15 protein-coding genes are annotated in these 21,445 nt (G+C 33.9%); 14 read left to right on the top strand and 1 reads right to left on the bottom strand.

Translation table 11 applies throughout. The features are described from left to right. Nucleotides 1-88: 88 nt before the first annotated feature. The 6 genes from ric to bsdtb5_RS15610 all read left to right on the top strand — a co-directional run bounded on the left by ric (nt 89) and on the right by bsdtb5_RS15610 (nt 8,354). Nucleotides 89-793: an iron-sulfur cluster repair di-iron protein gene (ric, locus tag bsdtb5_RS15635; RefSeq protein ID WP_271712903.1), complete on the top strand. Its 705-nt coding sequence runs from the start codon at nt 89-91 to the stop codon at nt 791-793. 352 nt (nt 794-1,145) lie between these two features. Beyond that, nucleotides 1,146-1,568: a hemerythrin domain-containing protein gene (locus bsdtb5_RS15630; protein ID WP_271712902.1), complete on the top strand. Its 423-nt coding sequence runs from the start codon at nt 1,146-1,148 to the stop codon at nt 1,566-1,568. 24 nt (nt 1,569-1,592) lie between these two features. Then, nucleotides 1,593-2,336 carry a Crp/Fnr family transcriptional regulator gene (locus bsdtb5_RS15625; RefSeq protein WP_271712901.1) on the top strand — a complete coding sequence of 248 codons (744 nt, stop codon included), beginning with the start codon at nt 1,593-1,595 and terminating at the stop codon, nt 2,334-2,336. 341 nt (nt 2,337-2,677) lie between these two features. Continuing rightward, nucleotides 2,678-3,721, top strand: a complete 1,044-nt coding sequence (locus bsdtb5_RS15620; RefSeq protein WP_271712900.1) for a DUF6273 domain-containing protein — start codon at nt 2,678-2,680, stop codon at nt 3,719-3,721. 383 nt (nt 3,722-4,104) lie between these two features. Then, complete coding sequence (locus bsdtb5_RS15615; RefSeq protein ID WP_271712899.1) at nt 4,105-5,505, top strand: aldehyde dehydrogenase; 1,401 nt, start codon at nt 4,105-4,107, stop codon at nt 5,503-5,505. Between the two features lie 497 nt (nt 5,506-6,002). Next, the gene (locus bsdtb5_RS15610) at nt 6,003-8,354 is read left to right on the top strand and encodes a glycoside hydrolase family 95 protein (protein ID WP_271712898.1); all 2,352 of its coding nucleotides are present in this window, start codon (nt 6,003-6,005) and stop codon (nt 8,352-8,354) included. A gap of 137 nt (nt 8,355-8,491) precedes the next feature. On the opposite strand, the gene bsdtb5_RS15605 is transcribed toward bsdtb5_RS15610, so the two are convergent. Beyond that, nucleotides 8,492-9,310, bottom strand: a complete 819-nt coding sequence (locus bsdtb5_RS15605) for a MerR family transcriptional regulator (protein ID WP_271712897.1) — start codon at nt 9,308-9,310, stop codon at nt 8,492-8,494. A 213-nt stretch (nt 9,311-9,523) separates the two neighbouring features. Between bsdtb5_RS15605 and bsdtb5_RS15600 the strand changes: the two genes are divergently transcribed. The 8 genes from bsdtb5_RS15600 to bsdtb5_RS15565 all read left to right on the top strand — a co-directional run bounded on the left by bsdtb5_RS15600 (nt 9,524) and on the right by bsdtb5_RS15565 (nt 21,398). Beyond that, nucleotides 9,524-11,632 carry an FAD-dependent oxidoreductase gene (locus bsdtb5_RS15600; protein ID WP_271712896.1) on the top strand — a complete coding sequence of 703 codons (2,109 nt, stop codon included), beginning with the start codon at nt 9,524-9,526 and terminating at the stop codon, nt 11,630-11,632. 15 nt (nt 11,633-11,647) lie between these two features. After that, nucleotides 11,648-12,922, top strand: coding sequence for an NADH-ubiquinone oxidoreductase-F iron-sulfur binding region domain-containing protein (locus bsdtb5_RS15595; protein ID WP_271712895.1), 1,275 nt, complete (start codon nt 11,648-11,650; stop codon nt 12,920-12,922). 32 nt (nt 12,923-12,954) lie between these two features. Then, nucleotides 12,955-14,412, top strand: coding sequence for an FAD-dependent oxidoreductase (locus bsdtb5_RS15590; protein ID WP_271712894.1), 1,458 nt, complete (start codon nt 12,955-12,957; stop codon nt 14,410-14,412). Between the two features lie 195 nt (nt 14,413-14,607). Then, nucleotides 14,608-15,324: a PdaC/SigV domain-containing protein gene (locus bsdtb5_RS15585; protein ID WP_271712893.1), complete on the top strand. Its 717-nt coding sequence runs from the start codon at nt 14,608-14,610 to the stop codon at nt 15,322-15,324. A 263-nt stretch (nt 15,325-15,587) separates the two neighbouring features. Continuing rightward, the gene (locus bsdtb5_RS15580) at nt 15,588-15,743 is read left to right on the top strand and encodes a hypothetical protein (protein ID WP_271712892.1); all 156 of its coding nucleotides are present in this window, start codon (nt 15,588-15,590) and stop codon (nt 15,741-15,743) included. Between the two features lie 293 nt (nt 15,744-16,036). Beyond that, complete coding sequence (locus bsdtb5_RS15575; protein ID WP_271712891.1) at nt 16,037-17,806, top strand: oleate hydratase; 1,770 nt, start codon at nt 16,037-16,039, stop codon at nt 17,804-17,806. An 84-nt stretch (nt 17,807-17,890) separates the two neighbouring features. Then, nucleotides 17,891-18,559, top strand: coding sequence for a hydrogenase nickel incorporation protein HypB (gene hypB / locus bsdtb5_RS15570; RefSeq protein WP_271712890.1), 669 nt, complete (start codon nt 17,891-17,893; stop codon nt 18,557-18,559). 157 nt (nt 18,560-18,716) lie between these two features. Continuing rightward, entirely contained in the window at nt 18,717-21,398 is a 2,682-nt protein-coding gene (locus tag bsdtb5_RS15565) for an FAD-dependent oxidoreductase (protein WP_271712889.1), read from the top strand. The last annotated feature ends 47 nt before the right edge of the window (nt 21,399-21,445 follow it).

Below are 21,445 nucleotides of genomic sequence, written 5' to 3'. Positions count from 1 at the left end.
TGACCGTAATCAATTTTTATTCTTTCAAAAAGAGGTATAGTTTATTTATCAAAAGAACAAGTTATTAATAAACTAGGAGGAATTGAATATGATTACAAAGAATATGAAATTGGTAGATGTAGTAAAAACATTTCCAGGATCAATTGAAATATTTAACAAAGAACGTATTGATTATTGTTGCGGAGGAAAAAACTTATTAGAAGATGCACTTCGTGAAAATGGTATTGATGTAGATTCATTTGTCAGTATGCTAAATGAAAAGATTGCGGAATATGATGCCAAAAACGGTAGTAAAATTGATGAATCCAGATATGCTCTACCAATTGACCAATTAATTCAAGTGATAGAAGATACACATCATTATGATGAGAGAGTGCTATTGTCAGAACTAGATAAGTTAATCAATAAAATTCTTATCGTACATTTTGACCATCATGGTGATGAATTACTTAAGGTACACCGTCTGTTCGCGGATCTGAAAAAAGAACTAGAAGAACATTTCATTAAGGAAGAGAAGATTGTATTCCCTGTCATGATTCAAATTATGCAAGGTGTTAAGGATTCAGATAAGGCGTTCTCCTATATAAAAGAATTAGAGAATGAACATGAGGCAGCAGGCGATATCATAAAAGAATTGCAACAAGTTACAAGAGATTTTACTGCACCGAAGGATGCTTGTCCAACATATGTTGGAACCTATGAGAAGTTAAAGAAGCTTGTGGAAGATATCTTTATGCATATCTATTATGAAAGTGCTGTACTATTTGTAAAAGTAGAGGAGTTAGTTCAGTAATAAAAAAGAACAATCCAAGGTTGAATCATTCTAATATCTATCATCAAATAACCATATAAAATAAGAAAGAAGTGGATGAAATCATATTCAGCCACTTCTTTTTGTGAATGTTATGGAAGTATTGTTCTAAAGATTAACATTTCTATTATCATTACCGAAGTACGTTATAATATTTTTCTCAATTTCAGTAATTAATAAAAACTTGATTATCATCAAGGTTATGTTCTGGTAAATCGATTAGAATAATGACATAAACAAATGCTATTAAAATTTTAAAATAAGTAGCTATAGCAACATATCTTAAAGCAACAAATGTTTATAATAATGTATAAATAACGGAGGCACGGTAAATATGATAGTATTAGATAATTTTGATAGACAACATGGTGTAATAACAGAAGAAGTTAGCATTATAGAGAAGGAAGTAAAAAAAGACAGTTCCTTAATCAATGCATCAGAGGTAGCATTGCATATCAGTAGATTAAGTGGTCATTTAAAGATGCATTTATTAGAAGAAGATAAATTCCTTTATCCATCACTACTTAATAACAATGATAAACAAATACAGACATTAGCAAAAGAGTATATGGATGAAATGGGTGATTTAGCAAATGAATATAATGAGTATAAAAGTAACTATAATGTAGCAAGTAAAATTCTTAAAGACCTAGACTCTTTTGTAAATGATACAACTAAAATTTTGAAAGCTTTAAAATTAAGGTTATCAAAAGAAGATCATGGGCTATATCAATTAATTAAGGATAAAAGCTTATAAGTTATACGTCGCAGGAGGTGACAGATGAGAGCTAGAATGGATGAAAAAGTGAAGGATGACCAATGTCATAGCCATACAAATCACTGTGAGTGTCAACATAACTCGTGTATTTCAGTCGTTCCGATCTTTAATCATTTAGAAGAGAAGCAAATGTGTGAAATTGCGAAAGTAATGCATACTGTCTCCTATAAAAAAGGTGAAGTTATATATCGGGCTGGCAATGATTCAGACTCTTTATATATTGTAAGTAAAGGAAAAGTGAAAATATATCGATTATCTGAATCTGGGAAAGAGCAACTAATTCGAATCTTACAAATTGGTGACTTTACAGGCGAATTAGCTCTTTTTAACGAATGTATTCATGAAGCATATGCAGAAGCAATGGAACAAGTGGAAATATGTAAAATGAAGCGAACTGATTTACAAGAACTATTAATCAAATATCCTTCCATCTCATTAAAGCTCTTAAGTGAATTCTCGAATAGGCTAGGTGAAGCAGAAAAGCAAACAACAAGGTTTGCAACGGAAAAAGTAGATACTCGTATTGCGCTTTATCTAGCAGAATGTTTAGAAGATTCAAAGCATTCAAGTGAGTTTGTATTACCAATGACTAAGAAAAATTTAGCTTCCTATCTAGGTACAACGCCAGAGACTATTAGCCGAAAGTTTTATGAGTTTGAAGATGCAGGACTAATAAAACAGATAGCACATAATAGAATCGAAATATTAGATCTGGAGGAATTGCTGCTTATATATGGGAAGGCTTAATTTCGTGATTATAGTGTTTCTGAACATATTATATGATTCAGCGTTATGATAATATAGATAACTACTTGTTATTATTGTTAATTAACAATAATGTCAATAGAGAGCTAAGACAAGATATAAGATAAGGGCTGTCACACTAAGTAATTAGGTGCACAGCCCACATTTTTTGTAAAAAACAATTCTAGGATTCGAAAAGTCAAGCTCTAAAACTATTTGTATATGAAGGATTCCAGGCATTCATTTCTTCTCATTCATTATCAAAAAGTGGTATGCATATAATAGAATTGGATCAATAATTTGGATCAATCTATATTAGGGGAAGATGGAGGCAGAGCGAAATAATGAAAAAAGTATTTACTATGTTATTAGTTTTTCTAATGGTAATGAGTTGTTTTAGTAATGTTAATGTTCAAGCGGAGTCAGACATATCACTAAAGATTGGAGATTATATAGAGTTTGGTAAATATCTTGATACACCTATTACTTGGAGAGTTATAGACAACAATTCCGATGGAATTTTATTAATTTCAGACAAAATATTATGCTTAAAAGCATTTTGTGCTCAAAGTCCAAATAATAAATATGGCTCAAGTGAGTTTAGTGAATCAACGCTAAGAACGTGGTTGAATTCCGATGCTTATTCAATTGACTATGCAGAACTAAGCGAATATGTACCAAATAAAAGGAATGTTGAATATAACGCATATGTTGGTGAAGAAGGATTTCTTCATTATTTTACAAGCCATGAGAAAAATTTAATTAACGAAATAACATTAGATAATTTGAGAACGAAAGTATTTATGTTATCACAAAATGAATTGGATCAATATCTAAGTAAAAGTTTGTTTAATCAAGGATATGCTTATCCTACTCCAGAAGCAGTGAAAAACTCAGAGTATGTTGTCAAGGATACGGAATACTGTGATTATTGGATAAGAGAAAAATTTGATGCAGGTGTATATATCATGAGAGGACGAAAAGAGGGAAGTACTACTAGGCAACCTAAAAACGGAAGAATAGGAGTAAGGCCTGCATTATATTTAAGTGTAACATCTGATGATATTTCATCAGGATCTGGATCAGAAGTATCTCCATATATCATAGATCGTAAGGATGTTAAAACACCTTCGAATAAAGAAAAGAAATCAAAGATAATGTTAAGATTTGATAAAAAAGAAGTAGCACTAAATGTAAATGAAATTATTCAATTAAAAGTTAAAGGAGCTAGTAAGAACGATAAAATCACTTGGAAATCCTCTGATAAATTAATTGCTATTGTAGATAACTTAGGTAACGTAAAAGGAATACGTCCAGGTATTGCTAAAATATACGCTTCGTGTAGAGGTAGCAAGGTATTTTGCTATGTAGAAGTGAAAGAAAATTAATATACAATTGTATAATATCTAGTTAGGATATCATAGAGAATAGGGTTTACAAAGGTCAATAAAAATAAGTTAGTTTGGATATTTTTATTAGAAAATACATAATATAGATCATTAAGAAAGAAGGAGAATCTAAGCTAGAATCTCCTTCTTTTCGATTAGCTTTAATGGAACACGAGTTGGATGAGATACAAGAAATCTATACTCAGAGATAATAATTATTATGCTAGCTCCCATCAGTCGCCGCTGGCGACATATAAATCAGGGGTGTGAAACGTTTTATATTTCACACTATCCATATTATATAAAATATACTAAAATAAAGGTGACAGGAAGCAAAAGGTACCTAATATAGTAAAAAATACAAATATAAGGAGAAAAATATTATGAGTATAAAAGAGTTAAATCCCCAAAATGTTGAACTTATTATCAAAAGACAAAAAAAATTCTTTAATAAACAAATAACCTTGGATATTAATTTTCGGATACATCAATTGAAGAAACTAAAAAGTGGAATAAAAAAATATGAAGAACAAATCATAAAAGCACTTTATAAAGACCTTGGAAAACATAAAAATGAATCCTATATGACAGAAATCGGATTTGTATATCATAGTATTTCCTTGGCATTAAAAAATCTTAAGAAGTGGACTAGTACGGAAAAAAGAAGCACTCCAATATTTTTAATGCCAGCAAAGAGTTACATTGTGCATGAACCATATGGATGCGTTCTGATTATAGGACCATACAACTATCCTTTTCAATTGCTTATAGAGCCATTAGTTGGTGCAATAGCAGCAGGAAATACAGCAGTATTAAAAACATCTGAGTTGGCACCGAATGTATCGAGAGTGGTAAAAGAGATGATAGAAGATACTTTTCCAAAACAATATATTAGGTGCGTAGAAGGCGCTGTTGAGACGAACCAATCACTAATACATGCAAGATTTGATTATATCTTCTTTACGGGTAGTGTAGGTGTTGGGAAAATTGTCATGAAAGCAGCTGCTGACAATCTTGTTCCTGTAACACTTGAACTAGGTGGCAAGAGTCCGGTCATTGTGGATGAGAGTGCAGATATGAAAGAAGCTGCCAGACGTATTATATGGGGCAAAACAATTAATGCAGGACAAACATGCGTAGCACCTGATTATGTGCTAGTACAGGAATCTGTTAAGAATCAATTGGTAAAAGAAATGAAGATAGCCCTTCAACAATTCTTTGGTGAGGATATTGAGAAAAGTGATTCCTTCGGAAGAATTATCAATGCAAGGCATTTTAATCGAATCAAGGCAATGATTGAGAAAGATCAGGAGAATATAGTATTTGGCGGGAATTACAACGAAAATGATAGATATATTGAACCAACTTTAATAGAAATATCGTCTTGGAATGCTGCTACGATGCAAGAAGAAATATTTGGACCAGTACTTCCTATTATGACCTACCATAGTTTAGACAAAACAATAGCTATACTAAAAGAATTACCAAAGCCACTCGCACTTTATCTTTTCACAAGGAATAAAAGGAATGAAAGAAAAGTACTAAGCGAAATATCCTGTGGTAACTTATGTATCAATGATACGATATCACATGTAGCGAATCCATACCTTCCATTCGGAGGAGTTGGTAATTCCGGAATTGGTGCATATCATGGTAGAGATAGCTTTCTCACTTTCTCACATAGAAAAGGTGTGCTTAAGAAACCAGCCAGATTGAATAATTCATTGAGTTATCCTTCCTTTCACGAGAAACAATTAAAATTAGTTAAAATATTTTTTAGATAGAAATGCCAAGTTGCGCGATAAATGACCTATGGGAGGTAGTCTAGGCAATTTGCACAAAACAGAAAAACTCATGCTTCATTGAATATGTATAAGAGGATCTAGTTCTCGGATCATTTTGTGAAAACATATGCTAGGACAGATAACTCGCTGCGCTCAGACAGATCTGTCCTAGCATATAACACGAAATGATCCGAAAACAAGATCTTCTAATACATATTCAAAGGCGCAATCGCTTTTTCTGTTTTGTGCAAATTGCCAGGCTGGATTTTGAAATAGGTCATTTGTCAGGCAACTTATATTATATAAATATAGCATGACTATGACGAGTGAAGCTATTTATATTGAATGAACGTAAGAATTATGAATTGGTTAATATAATACAAATAGAGGTTAAAAAAATCGATTGTTCACATCTCATGCCTGATTTATAATATAGTTAAATGAATGAACTATATTATAAGAATTGCGAATTATATAATCAGGAAAGGAAACATGTGATGAATTTAAATAATAACAAGAAGCAAAAGCTTTGGTATAATGAGCCAGCAACAGCATGGGTTGAAGCATTACCTCTTGGTAATGGAAGACTTGGTGCTATGGTGTATGGAGATCCTTTCCATGAGACGATTCAGATGAATGAAGAAACCGTATGGAGTACAGGCGATCATAGTCTTGATAAATCACAATCAAAGGAACAAGTAAAGAAAATTCAAGAAGCAATCTTAGAGGGTAATCTAAAAGAAGCGGATATACTTACAAAAGAAGCATATGATGGTACGAACCAAGGATCATATCAGATCTTAGGAAATATTAAGTTAGATTTTCAATACGGTGAGGGGAAGCAGAAAACGGTTCATACTTATCGTAGAGAATTAGATCTTGAGACTGCAATATCAAGAGTTCGATATACCGTAGGTGGAGTTAACTATCGAATCGAAAGTCTTGTTAGTGCAATCGATAATGTATATGCAATGTCTATGACAGCGAACGAAGGATTATCCATTCAACTTGAAGCAACTTTAGATAGACCAGAAAATTACGAGGTGCATAATGGAGAACTTCCGATATCAATCGTAATGAAAGGTCAATGTGGTGATGAGACTTCCTTGCATTATTGCGGTATGTTACAAATTATTCCTAACTTTAATGGTTGGGGTAAAGAAGGACATGCTACTTGTGAAAATGGAAAGATACGAATTGAAAATGCATCAAGTCTAGTAATTCTCTTTACAGCTGCAACTGATTATAAGAGCGTGAGTCCTGAACAACTATGTATAGAATACCTTCAAAGTGCTGTTAATAAAGGCTTTGATGCGATTAAGAAAGATCATATCGAGGAATATAGTAAGCTATTTAAGAGAATGGAACTATCTTTAGGAGAAGATAGACTTTATGAATTCCTTCCTACGAATGAAAGATTGATGAGGTTATCAGAAGGTGATATGGATAATGCACTTATTGCCCTATATTATCAGTTTGGAAGATATCTTTTAATCTCAAGTAGTAGAAAAGAGAATGAACTTCCAGCAAATCTTCAAGGAATATGGAATAATTTAATGTTTGGGCCTTGGGGAAGTCGCTTTACGATTAATATTAATACAGAGATGAACTATTGGATAGCTGAGCAATGTAACCTTTCAGAATGCCATGAACCATTATTCCGATTAATAGAGAAGATGAAAGAGAAAGGTCGTATTGTAGCTAAGGAGATGTATGGATGTAGAGGATTTATGGCTCATCATGATACGAATATCTGGGGAGATGCAACACCACAGGAAAATTGGCCTTCTGCTACCTCCTGGCCTATGGGAGCTGCTTGGTTATGCCTACATATTTGGGAACATTATGAATATACAATGGATCAAGAATTCCTAGTAAAAGCATATCCAACTCTTAAAGAGGCTTGCGAATTCTTTGTAGACTTTTTAGTAGAAGATAAAGAAGGAAGACTTGTTACTTGTCCAAGTTTATCACCAGAGAATGTATATCGCACTGAAGACGGGTATGAGACTTCGGTTTGCGCTGGACCTACGATGGATAATTCTATTATTCGTAAGTTATTTGGAGCAACCATGGAATCAGCACAGATTCTTGGAGTGGATGAAGATTTCATTGTTCAATTAGAACAGATTAAGAATCGTCTTCCAGAGTTAAAGATTAGTAGTAATGGAACAATTATGGAATGGCCAGATGATTATGAAGAAGTTGAGATTGGGCATAGACATATCTCACAACTTTTTGCATTACATCCATCAGGAGAGATTACATTAGATAACACGCCAGAACTAGCTAACGCTGCAAGAAAGACGCTTGAGAGAAGACTATCGCATGGTGGCGGACATACTGGATGGAGTTGTGCATGGATTATTAATATGTGGGCAAGATTACAGGATGCCAAGAATGCGCATAAGTATGTGCAAACAATACTTTCAAAATCAACATATCCAAATATGTTCGATGCTCATCCACCTTTCCAGATTGATGGTAACTTTGGAGCGACTGCTGGTATTACAGAGATGCTACTACAAAGTAATGGCGGAGTAATTAATCTTCTTCCAGCACTTCCAGAAGAATGGTCTAATGGATATATGAATGGAGTTCGTGCAAGAGGAAATTATGAAGTTGATATGGAATGGCAAAATGGAGAACTTACCAAGGCTGTCATTCATACCAATACTTCCACTGCTCAAGGTAAAGAAGCAATCCAGACAGTGAGAGTGAAGTATAAAGAGATTAATAAATATATTGTAAGATGTAATGATGAGGTAGTACCTTATAAGGAATTGGAACATGGTATTATAAGCTTTGAGATTCATAACGGGGAACAATATAGTATTGTAAGAAAATAGAACATAATAAAGAGAAAGTGGCGGTTCAACTATGAACCGCCACTTTTTGCAGTATCAAAAGTTACGATGGTATAAGAAAAAATTCTGTTTCATTAACATTTTTAAAACAATAATCAAACATTACATAGACAGTACTATTATAAATGATACATAATCTGTAGTTCCATATAATAATCATATTTTGAAAAAGCAGACAGATCTACCATCTTAGATACTAAAAACGCAGTATCATCTAACTTCATATCTTTCACATTGGCATATCGAACCAGATTCGTTAAGGAATCTTTTGTATTTTCTTCTGAATAGAGGAAGCATTTATTAATATAGCATCCCTCTCTTAGATTTTTACACTGTAATTCTGGAATTTTCTTATTAGAAAATATTCCAAAGCCCTTTACAATCAATTCCCCTGTCTTTTCATATTCTGACAGTGAAAATAATAAACACATTGTATTATTTTCACTATTCTTAAGGCTCATGATGTCCTTAATATTTCGGTTAACATACTTATCAATATCATAGATCGAGACATTTAGCTCATTGTAGTAAAGATAACGACTCATAAGGTATTGCTCATAGATTTCTACTTTTTTCGGATGTTTTTTCTGAAGCTTGATATCAGAAATTAAGCTATCCGTCAATTGTTTGGAATAAATGAGAGCTTCGATTTTCTTATCCAGTTGTTCCTTATGAGATTCTAAAAATGTTAATAATTTATCATAACTTTTATATTCGTCTAGTAAATTTTTGATATCTTCCAATGGAATGGATAGTGTTTTATTTAGATAACGAATCACGTCAATAATAAATAATTGATCATAACTATAATAACGGTATTTGGTATCAGGTGAGATACAGCAAGGTTTTAGGAGATCTAGATGATCATAATGACGTAATATTTTAGTTGATATATTCATGAAACGGGAGACTTCACCGATTGTATATAAATTTGTCAAATTTTTAACACTTCCTTATTGACTTTACCATTATGGCAAAGTTTATAGTATAGATAGTGATTAATAGAATCACGAAATTGATAATTGATACAATACATCAATTTTATGTGTATTGCATCGTAAGATGCATGCCCTGTAACTGTAAAGGTACTAGACAATTATAAACAGTATAAGATAATTTTTATCAAATAGTCAAGAACAATGGAGGAATACATGAGTAATATAAAAATAACCATAGATGGTATGGAACTCTGCGCAGATGAAACAAAGACTGTGATGCAAGTAGCTGAAGAAGCGGATATCTATATTCCACACCTTTGTCATCATAAAGATCTTCATGATGTTGGTGGATGTAGATTATGTGTGGTTGATATACAGGGTAAGGAGGAAGCTCAGACTGCTTGTACTACGAAAGTACAACCAGGAATGATAGTAAAGACAAAATCAGAAAAGTTAGATGAAATGCGAAGATTATCTATGGAGTTAATGCTTGCAAATCATGTGGATGATTGTACCACTTGTCCGAAATATCTAAAATGTGAATTACAATCCTTGATTCAATACCTTGGTGTAAGTACATCAAGACTAAGAAGAACCTTAAATGCGGTAACGGTTGATACGGGAAATCCATTAATTGTACGTGACTTAAATCGTTGTGTAGCTTGTGGAAGATGTGTTCGTGCATGTAGAGATATAAGAGGCGTAGGAATCTTAGAATTTGCCAAGAATGAAGAAGAAAGAACTTATGTAGGAGTGAAAGATAACCTTACATTGGAGAATGCAAACTGTCGTTTCTGTGGTGCTTGCGTTGAAGTCTGTCCAACAGGAGCACTTCAAGATAAAGCGGGTGTGTTTAAGGAAGGCAATCGTAATGATGTTCTAGTTCCATGTAAAAATGAATGCCCAGCAGGGATAAATGTGCCAAAATATGTTCGCTTTATTAAAGAAGGCAACTATGATGAGGCAGCCGCAGTAATTCGTGAAAAAGCACCATTCCCAAAATCCTTAGGACTTGTTTGTATGCGTTTTTGTGAATCTGCTTGTAAAAGAAGTGGCCTCAATGGAGCTGTATCCATTCGTGATCTAAAACGATTTGCTTCGGAGGTTGATTCCTACAAGTGGAAGGAAAGAGCATTTAAGAAAGAAAGTACGAATAAAAAAGTTGCTGTCATTGGTTCTGGCCCTGCAGGATTAACAGCAGCATATTATCTTGCAAAATTAGGACATGCAGTTGATGTATATGAAAAACTTCCAGTGGCAGGAGGAATGCTATCAGCTGGTATTCCAGATTATCGACTTCCAAGAGAAATTGTAGAGTCAGAAATAGATCTGATTCGTGAAGTTGGAGTTAATATTCTTACTAATCATAAGGTTGATTCGATAGCAAAATTAAAAGATCAAGGATATGATGCGGTATTAGTTGCGGTAGGAACGGATAAAGGTGTTAGAATTCCTATTCCTGGTGCTAACCTAAAAGATGTTCATGTGAATATTGATTTCTTAAGAAAAGATGTAACTCATCTTGATATTGAGATGAAAAAGACAGTAGCGGTCTTAGGTGGAGGAAATGTTGCATTTGACTGTGCAAGAACAGCGAAGAGATTAGGAAGTGAGGTTATCGTTGTATGCCTAGAAGGCGAAGGTAAGATGACTGCAAGTCCTGAGGAGATTGAAGAAGCAAGAGAAGAAGGAATTCAGATCTATAACAATAGAACCTTTGTGAAGGTTGATGAGAACGATGGCAAGGTCACAGGTATTGTATGCAGGGAAGTTGAAGACTTCCATTTTGATGAGAATAAAAAATTAGTACTCAACATAAAAGAAGATTCCGAGCATACCATTCCAGCTGAAATGATTATATTTGCAACAGGTCAGAAAGCAGATCTTGACTCTTTTGGAGAACTAGAATTAAGTCAACGAGGCCTTGTAAGCATTAATGACTCTTATCATACCAATATTGAAGGGGTATTTGCCGTTGGAGATGCAGTGACTGGAACAGCCTCAGTGATACAAGGGATAGCTGGCGCAAGAAAAGCAGCTTCTAATATAGATATCTATCTTGGTGGAGATGGAGCAATTGAAGAAGAATTATCTGTAGAACAACCATTAGATCCGAACATTGGATTAGAAGAGGGATTCTCACATAAGGAATGTAGTCATTATTCTTGTGTCCCAGTGGAAGAAAGAATCCACAATTTTGACCTAATGACCGTGGGATTAGACCAAGAATCAGCAAAATGTGAGGCTTCAAGATGCCTTCAATGTGATCTACGTCCGAAGTTAACGAAGATGAAGTTCTGGACGGAATATAAAGTGAAATAAGAAGGTGGTGAAGGAATGTTATTAGAAAATAGTACTTTATGTGGGCATGGATTGAAAGGTCATAGTATAAGGAATCGTTGGAATAACAAGGAATGGAACGAACTAGCATGTCTATTCATTGAGGATGAAAAGCAAAGTGAGAATGTCAGATATCTCTTGGAGCGTTATCAAAAAGAGATATGTAATGGAATTATTATCTGTAAGAAAGAGTTACATATAAATACAATTAAGATCTATATTAGCGATTGCTATAAAGAATATGTAGGACAATTAAAAGAACAAATAAAACAGCAATTAGGGGAGCTAGGATATGAGATCATTGTTGTAACGAATAAGAAACACTTTGAAAAAGAAGTGTTTCAGGAACTGACTCTTGTTCATCATGCTGAGACAATGCTTGCTCTTAGTCGTTCTTTAAACAAAGATGATATCCCACATAAAGTAATTACCATAAGCGGAGATGTAAAGAATCCAGGAATCTACGAGATACCATATGGAATTACATTAAGACAGATCATTGATGAGTATGGTAAGGGTATCAAATCTGATAAAGAAATAAAATTTGTTCAAGTTGGTGGCAATACTGGTGCTGTATTTACCGAAGAAGAACTTGATACCACATTCGAATATGAGAACTTAATGGGATATGGCACAATGATAGAAACTGCTAAGATTGAGGTATTCCCTTCGGATACTTGTATTGTACAATGGGCAGTTGATAAGATGCTTTATAATAGCAAAGAAACCTGCGGTAAATGCGTATACTGTAGAGAAGGTATCTATCAACTTTATAAGATTATGAAAGATGCAACAGAGGGAAAAGGAAGAGACGGCGATATTGAGCTATCCATTGAGTTAAGTGAGACAATGAAGACAGGTACTTTATGTGATTTTGGTAAGAGTGCTTCTAATCCACTATATACCTCTTTACATAAATTCAGAGATGAATTTGATAAACATATTGATAGAAAAGTATGTGCAACACTAAGCTGTCTTGCATATGCAAATTTATATATAGATCCTAATGCTTGTGATGGATGTGGGGCATGTATGGACTGTCCAGAAAAAGCAATCAAAGGTGGAGAAAAACTAATTCATGTCATTGATGTAAAAGCATGTGAAAAATGCGGAAGATGTGAAGCAATCTGTAGTAAGAAAGCAGTAAAGAGATATGGATCAATTAAGCCACAATTGCCAACAGAACCAGTTGAAGTAGGAAGTTTTGCAGCAGGTGGTCTAGATGAGAAAAAAGGTCTTGGTCTTGGAAGACGAAGAAGAAAAAGCGAGTAATAAAAATTAACATACATAATGGAGGAATTATCATGAGAGAAATGGAAGCAGATGTTATTATCGTAGGTGGAGGAGCATCAGGACTTGCTGCAGCAATTTCAGCAGCAGAACAAGGTGCGGAAGTTATTGTATTTGAAAAAGCTAATACAACAGGTGGTTGCGCTAATATGGCAATGGGTCTACTTGGAGTAGAGACAAAACTTCAAAAAGAAAGACTGATAGACTGTACAAGAGAAGCGGCATTTCAAAAATTCATGGATTACACACACTGGCGTTCAGATGCTAGATTAGTCAAAACCTATATTGATCAATCAGCTAGCACGATTGAATGGTTGGAAGATATGGGAGTAAAATTTGCTCTACCTTCAAAGTATTTCCTAGGTTCAGAAGCAACTTGGCACATTGTTCAGCCAAAGACAGGAGCTCCAGGACTTAGAGCAGCTGCAACAATGATTAAGACAATGACAGACAGAGCAGAAGAATTAGGTGTTAAGATATGCCTAGAGAGCCCAATTCAAAGACTTATTAAAGATGAGGGTGAAGTCATTGGAGTAGTTGCAAAAGATAAAGATGGCGACATCGAAGCATATGGTTCTGCAGTTATCATTGCAACAGGTGGATTCGGTGATAGTCCTGAATTTATCAAGAAATATACTGAATATGAATGGGGTAAAGATCTATTCTCCTATCGAATTCCAGGACTTACTGGGGATGGAATCAGTATGGCATGGGAAGCTGGTGCAGCCAGAGATCGAATGGATATGGAATTAGTATTTTTCGCACCAAATACAGGTGGATATGCGCCAATTGAACTTCCATTTAGACAACCTAATCTTTTCGTAAATCTTGATGGAGAAAGATTCTTTGATGAAGCAGTAGTAGAGAATCCTGTATTCTCAGTAAATTCGATTACTAGACAGAAGAATAGAACCGTATTCTCAATCCTTGATGAAAGTATCATGAAAGAATATGAAAAGAATGGTCTAGACTTAGTGAATGTTGTTACTTCTAATATTAGTATGGATGATTTCAAACAAGAAATGAATGATATGATTAAGAACGGTAACGATGTATTATTTATAGCAGATTCAATCGAAGAGTTAGCAGAACAAACTGGAATTGATAAAGAGGGACTTATTAAGACCTTTAATCAATACAATGAATCATGTAAATCTACTGACAAATTATTTAATAAGAATCCAAAGTATTTAAAACCATTAGTTGGACCAAAATATTATGCTTTAAAATTTGCTCCTAGTGCATACGGAAGTTTAGGTGGAATTAAAATCAATTATAACACAGAAGTTGTAGACAACGATGATAAAGTAATCCCAGGTCTATTTGCAGCAGGAACAGATGCCAATTCTATCTGTAATCCAGACTATGTATTCGTACTTCCTGGAAATACATTAGGTTTTGCAGTTAATTCTGGTAGAATGGCTGGTACGAATGCCGTTCAATATATCAAAGAGAATTTTTCAGAAGAATAAAAATAGAAAATAAAGTGATTAGATGAGACAGAAATAAGGAGGATCCTTTTAGGATAACCTCCTTTTTCTCATATAAAATCATATAAAGAAATTTGACACCCTAACCAAATTTTCAATATTAATATAGTATGAGTACATCATATCATTGATTTAGTACTATCTGGAAGATATAATGGAGGAAAAGGAGGAATTAAAATGAAATATATTAATAAAACAGTAATGCTCATAGCCTTAATGCTAATAATTACAATACCAACAACCATGGTATCAGCAGATAATAAAGCTGCATCATATTCCATTAAAACAGTGAAAGAAACACTAAAAAATGATAAAGGAGATATAATTGCAGTAATATCTTATGAACAACCAGCGTTAAAAGGGAACAATCAAGCAATCACCAAAATAAATCAATCGATTAAGAATGATTGTACAAAAACCTTTAAGCAATATAAAGATAATCTATTTGAATATGCCAAAATAGCTAGTAATGCAGGTGATCTTCAAGGTTCAAAATATTATTGTACCACCAAATGTGAGGTAACTTACAATGGTAAGGCCACAATAAGCTTTAAAATGACAATGAGTTGGTATGCAGGTGGAGTTAGCAATAAAAGCAGTTATGGGCTAACTTATAATGTGAAAACAGGGAAAAAGCTTGCCCTTACCAATGTCGTAAAAGGATCTTCTACAGAGATTAAGAATAAGGTTATGAATTCAGCTAAGAAATATTTAAATGGTCTTAAGGGTACTAGCAAGGAAGATATAAATAATGCATTGAATGTAGTTAAGAAATATAAGGTTTCAGATTTTAAATATTATCTCAAAGGTGAGAAAGCTTATATATGCTTTGATGAGTATGAGTTAATTGGTAATTACTACGGTGGAAATATATTTAGTATTAACATGAAGTAATAACTTTACTAAATTTAAGAAAAGTTAAATAAAAATAATCATATAATTGATTTTAATATGGAATGAAGAACTTTTTTCAAAATTTTACAACCTTTTCTTTACAAATCTTACAAATATGGTAAAATATATCTAGAATATGGTAAAAATTACTTGCAATAATTATGAGATATTTACAATGTTAGTAAAAACAAGATAACTTGCATATCTTAGAGTAATTCACGAACATATTTAGTTTTATCAGGAATAGTAAAGGAGGAGATGTAATGGCGAAACCAAATAGAGGTGCTAGTATTAAATCTAAGGAAAATTGGCGTGGGACCTGTCCTTGTTGTAAAAGAACGAGAGTAAAATTATTATGGACTAAAGTTACGGAGAACAAAGAAAAACTAACTGTTTGTAAACATTGTGGTAATAAATAAAATACATATTGATAGTTTCAGTGGCTGCGAACTAATTATTAGTACGTAGCCACTTTTGTGGTTAATTACTTGTTAAAAACTAGACTTATAAATAGTTTTATATAACCAATATTTATAAAAAATGAGCAAAGTGTGAAAGAAAAACGCTTTCACTCTCAACGTTTGTGATTTCATCTTTGCAAGCAAGTGAAATCACTTCACTAAATTATGACAAAATGCCTAGTTTGTATATTGTGATATTTGGATAAAGTTACTATAATTTTCATATAAAGTAAAAATAAGGAGGTATTTATATGTATTATAGTAATGGAAATTATGAAGCATTCGCTCGTCCTTTAAAACCAGTTGATGTAGATAAAAAATCAGCTTATCTAGTTGGTGCAGGCTTAGCATCCTTAGCAGCAGCATGTTTTCTGGTACGTGATGGACAGATGAAAGGTGAGAATATACATATCCTAGAAGAACTTAGTCTTCCAGGAGGAGCTTGTGATGGTATCAAAGATAGTCAAAAAGGATTTATTATTCGTGGTGGACGTGAAATGGAGAATCATTTCGAATGTTTATGGGATCTATTCCGCTCCATTCCATCCATAGAAACAGAAGGTGTATCTATTCTAGATGAATATTATTGGCTTAACAAAGAAGATCCAAACTATTCCTTAATAAGAGCAACCATCAATCAAGGTGAAGATGCTCATACGGATGGCAAATTTGGGCTTAGTGATAAAGCCTCCAAAGAACTTGTTAAATTATTTATGACCAAAGATGAAGATCTATATGATAAGAAAATCTCAGATGTATTTAGTGATGAGTTAATTAATTCAAATTTCTGGTTATACTGGAGAACGATGTTCGCTTTCAGAGAGTGGCATAGTGCTTTAGAGATGAAGCTATACCTTCAACGATTCATTCATCATATTGGTGGCTTACCAGATTTATCTGCTTTAAAATTCACCAAATATAATCAATACGAATCTTTAATTCTACCAATGGTAAAATATCTTGAAGCACATGGAGTTAGGTTCCAATATGATACCCAGGTTACTAATGTACTTTTTGATATCAAAGGTGGTAAAAAATTAGCAAAGAGAATTGTATACAAATGTAACGGTAAAGAAGAGCATATCGATCTCACGAAAAATGATTTAGTATTTGTTACAAACGGTAGCTGTACAGAGAATTCTACATTAGGTGATCAAAACCATGCTCCAGAGTTTAATGGTTCTATTTCGGGATGTTGGCAATTATGGAGAAACATTGCAAAACAAGATAAAGCTTTTGGTAATCCTGATAAATTCTGTACCAATACAGACGAGACCAATTGGGAATCCGCTACAATTACTACACTTGATAGCAGAATTCCAAAATATATTGAGAAAATCTGCAAACGTGATCCATTTAGCGGTAAAGTAGTAACTGGAGGTATTATTACAGTAAAAGACTCCAGTTGGTTAATGAGCTATACACTTAATAGACAACCTCACTTTAAAGCACAGCCAGGTGATCAACTTGTTGTATGGGTATATGGTTTATTTACAGAAGTTCCAGGTGATTATATTAAGAAACCAATGAAAGAATGTACAGGTGTTGAGATTACAGAAGAATGGCTATATCATATGGGTGTTCCAGAATCTGAGATTCATGAATTAGCGACTAGTGGTGCTATTTCTATTCCATGTATGATGCCATACATAACTGCATTCTTTATGCCAAGAGAAAAATCTGATCGTCCTAAGGTTGTACCTGATGGCTGTGAGAACTTTGCCTTCCTTGGACAGTTTGCACATACAGATCGTGATACGGTATTTACAACAGAATATTCCGTAAGAACAGCAATGGAAGCGGTATACACGTTATTAGATGTTGACCGAGGAGTTCCAGAAGTATTTGGATCCTGCTATGATATTCGAGTTTTACTTGATTCAACCGTAAAGATGATGGATGGTAAGAAACCAATCGATACGAAGCTACCATTTGTTCTAAATATCGTTAAGAAGAAGGTATTAAAGAAGATATCAGGTACAGTAATTGAAGAGGTATTAGAAAGATATCATGTGATATAAACTTTTACATAGAGAAAGATTGAGTGTCATTTATATGATATTCAATCTTTCTGAAACAAAATGATAGAAATGGGGAAAGCAAGCATGGATACATTTAAAGTACTAGAAATTAAACAGAGTGTTTTCGAAGATAATGATCGTCAAGCAGAATTACTTCGAGAAGAATTAAAAAGTGAAAAGACTTTTCTACTTAATCTAATGTCTTCACCAGGATCAGGAAAAACGACCACTGTCTTACGAACAATTAATGCGTTAAAAGATGAAATGAGCATTGGGGTTATGGAAGCAGATATTGATTCTGATGTAGATGCTCAAGCAGTATCACAAACTGGAGCTAAGGTAATTCAATTACATACAGGTGGAATGTGTCATCTAGATGCAGATATGACGAAGCAAGGGTTAATTGGGTTAGGTACAAAAGAAGTTGATTTTGCTATATTAGAGAATGTAGGAAACTTAGTATGTCCTGCAGAATTTGATACAGGTTCATCAAAGAATGCTGCAATTCTAAGTGTACCTGAGGGGGATGATAAACCATTAAAATATCCTCTTATGTTTTCAATCATTGATGTCTTATTAATTAACAAGATAGATACCATGGACTATTTTGATTTTGATCTTGAAGCGGTGAAAGATAGAGTAAGAAAAATAAATCCAAATATTAAAGTGATTCCTATCTCAGCAAAAACAGGTGAGGGAATGGATGAATGGTATGATTGGATTCGTACCGAAGTAAAGAAGTGGAATAAATAGTTTGAAAAATAACACTCTCTTATTTAGTTGTTGTTTGAACAACAGATATTAGTAGGATTGAAAGAAATTAAAAATGAAAGGAAATGCCACTTGAGATATACGTCTCTTTTATTGTGGCAGTAACACATTAAATTTGCTGTGTTACTTAGGATAAAAAATGGGAAAACAAAAGGTACTTGAATTAGCGAATAAGATAGCCGCAGGAATTACTGGAGGCTTAATGAAAGTAAAGTTTGCGGATCCTGAATATCGAATTCTGGAACCCGTTACTACGGATGAAATGGCTGAAATTGCATTAAAATTAGAGATTCGTAAACCAAAAAAAATAAAAGATGTTGCTGCTCTTTGTGGTAAACCAGTAGAAGAAGTAGAGAAAGTACTATACAAGATGGCAATTGATGGTACGGTAAAATATGAACCAATTAATGGAGAGGATCAATTCTTCCTTGAGCTATTTGTTCCAGGTGTCATGGAATATATGGTAGCAAATAAGGAGAACGTAACGAAGTATCCAGTAATAGCTGAATGTTTTGAAGAATATACAAGAAGATTAGGTGGATTAATGGCTGGAAATATGCCAGTTGGAACTGGTGTAATGAGAGTTATCCCAATCGAAAGCGCAATTGAAGGAGATACCAGAAGAGCATCTTATGACGAGATTGCAGAGCTTATTAATAAGCATGAAGTATTCTCAGTTGCAGATTGTGCATGCAGAACTTCAATGAGAACAATTGGAGAAGGATGTGGTCATACTGTTGAAGATATGTGTATTCAACTTGGACCAGCTGCTGAATTCTATATCCGTACAGGAAGAGGTAAAAGTATAACAAAAGAAGAAGCAATTGCTATCTGTGTAAAGGCAGAAAAAGAAGGATTGGTTCATTCAATCCCTAATCTATCTGGCCCTGGTAAAGCGCTTGCAATATGTAATTGTTGTGGATGTTCTTGCTTCGGTTTAAGAAACGCTAATTTATATAGAAATCCAGACTGGTCAAGATCCAATTATGTAGCTCAGGTAGATAGAGATAAATGTGTTGCTTGCGGTGAGTGTGTAGAGAACTGTCAAGTAAATGCTCCTAGATTAGGCGAGAATCTATGTACGAAAACACCAGTAGCTCCTCAAGTAGAAAAAGAAATTCCTTACGATACACAATGGGGAAAAAGCAAATGGAATTATGAATATCGAAATCGTAAAGTTGTTATGGAAAGCGGAACAAGTCCATGCAAAACAGAATGTCCAGCTCACATAGCAATTCAAGGATATATTAAAATGGCTTCTAAAGGAAGATACCGTGAAGCATTAGAATTGATTAAGAAAGAAAATCCATTTCCTGCAGTATGTGGACGTATCTGTCCAAGAAAATGCGAATCTGCATGTACAAGAGCTGGTGTTGATGAACCACTTGCAGTAGATGAAATTAAGAAATTTATCGCAGAACAAGATCTTAATTCAGAACATCGTTATGTACCTGAGAGAGTAGCAAAAAGAGAAGAAAAAATTGCAATTGTTGGTGCAGGCCCTGCAGGCTTATCATGTGCTTACTTCTTAGCAGTTGAAGGTTACAAAGTTACTGTATTTGAAAAACAAGTAAAACTTGGTGGTATGTTAACACTTGGAATTCCATCATTTAGACTAGGTAAAGAAGTAGTTAATGCAGAGATTGAAGTTCTAAGAGAATTAGGAGTTGAATTCAAGACTGGTATCGAAGTTGGTAAGGACGTTACAATTAGCGGTCTTAGAAAATTAGGATACAAAGCATTCTATATAGCAATTGGTGCTCAAGCAGGAAGAAATCTTAATCTTGAGGGTGAAGATTCTAAAGGTGTCATTACAGGTGTAGAATTCTTACGTAGAGTAAATCTAGGTGAAGATCTTACGCTTAAGGGCAAGACTATTGTTATTGGTGGTGGAAATGTTGCTATCGATGTTGCAAGAACTGCTGAAAGAGTTGGAGATTCAGAGGTTAGTATGTTCTGCTTAGAAAGCAGAGATATTATGCCTGCACTAGAAGAAGAAATTGAAGAAGCTTTAGCAGAAGATATTACGATAAATAATTCTTGGGGACCAAAACGTATCTTAACAGAACAAGGTAAAGTAGTTGGTGTTGAATTTAAGAAATGTTTATCTGTATTTGATGAAAATAAAAAATTCAATCCAAAATTCGATGAAAACGAAACAATGGTTGTAGAAGCTGAGAACGTTCTAATTTCAGTAGGTCAAGGAATGGATTGGGGTAAATTATTAGATGAGTCTAAGATGGAATTAAACCCAAACAAAACACTAAAAGCTGATCACATTACATTCCAAACAGGAGACAAGGATGTGTTTGCTGGTGGAGATGCTGTTACAGGACCTAAATTTGCTATTGATGCAATTGCATTAGGCAAACAAGGTGCAATATCCATTCATCGTTATGTTCATGGTGATAATCTAACAATTAGTCGTGAAAGAGAATACCATGCATTAGATAAACAAAACTTGGAATTAGCTGGATATGATCAGATACCAAGACAGAGACCAATACATATTGAAGGAAATAAAACAAAAGAAACATTTAAAGACCTTCGTGTAACGCTAACAGAAGAACAAATCAAGAAAGAAACAGAACGTTGTTTAGGCTGTGGTGCTGTTGTAGTAGACGAATATCAGTGTGTTGGATGCGGTGTGTGTACAACAAAATGTAAATTTGATGCAATATCACTAGTGAAAAAATATGATAGTCCAGGTTATGAATTCAAAGATGTAAAACCAACTGTAATTAAGTATGCAATTAAGCGCCAAGGAAGAATCGCAGTGAAAAATGTTAAGAAATCGGTAAAATCTATTTTTAAAAAGTAAAATCCGATACTAAAAAAACATAAAGCTAATATATACGCTAATACAAA

Origin of the sequence: Anaeromicropila herbilytica (genome assembly GCF_016591975.1) — a bacterium.
Taxonomy (GTDB): domain Bacteria; phylum Bacillota; class Clostridia; order Lachnospirales; family Lachnospiraceae; genus Anaeromicropila; species Anaeromicropila herbilytica.
The sequence above is the reverse complement of the archived record's forward strand: the minus strand, read 5'-3'. Positions and strand labels throughout refer to the sequence as shown.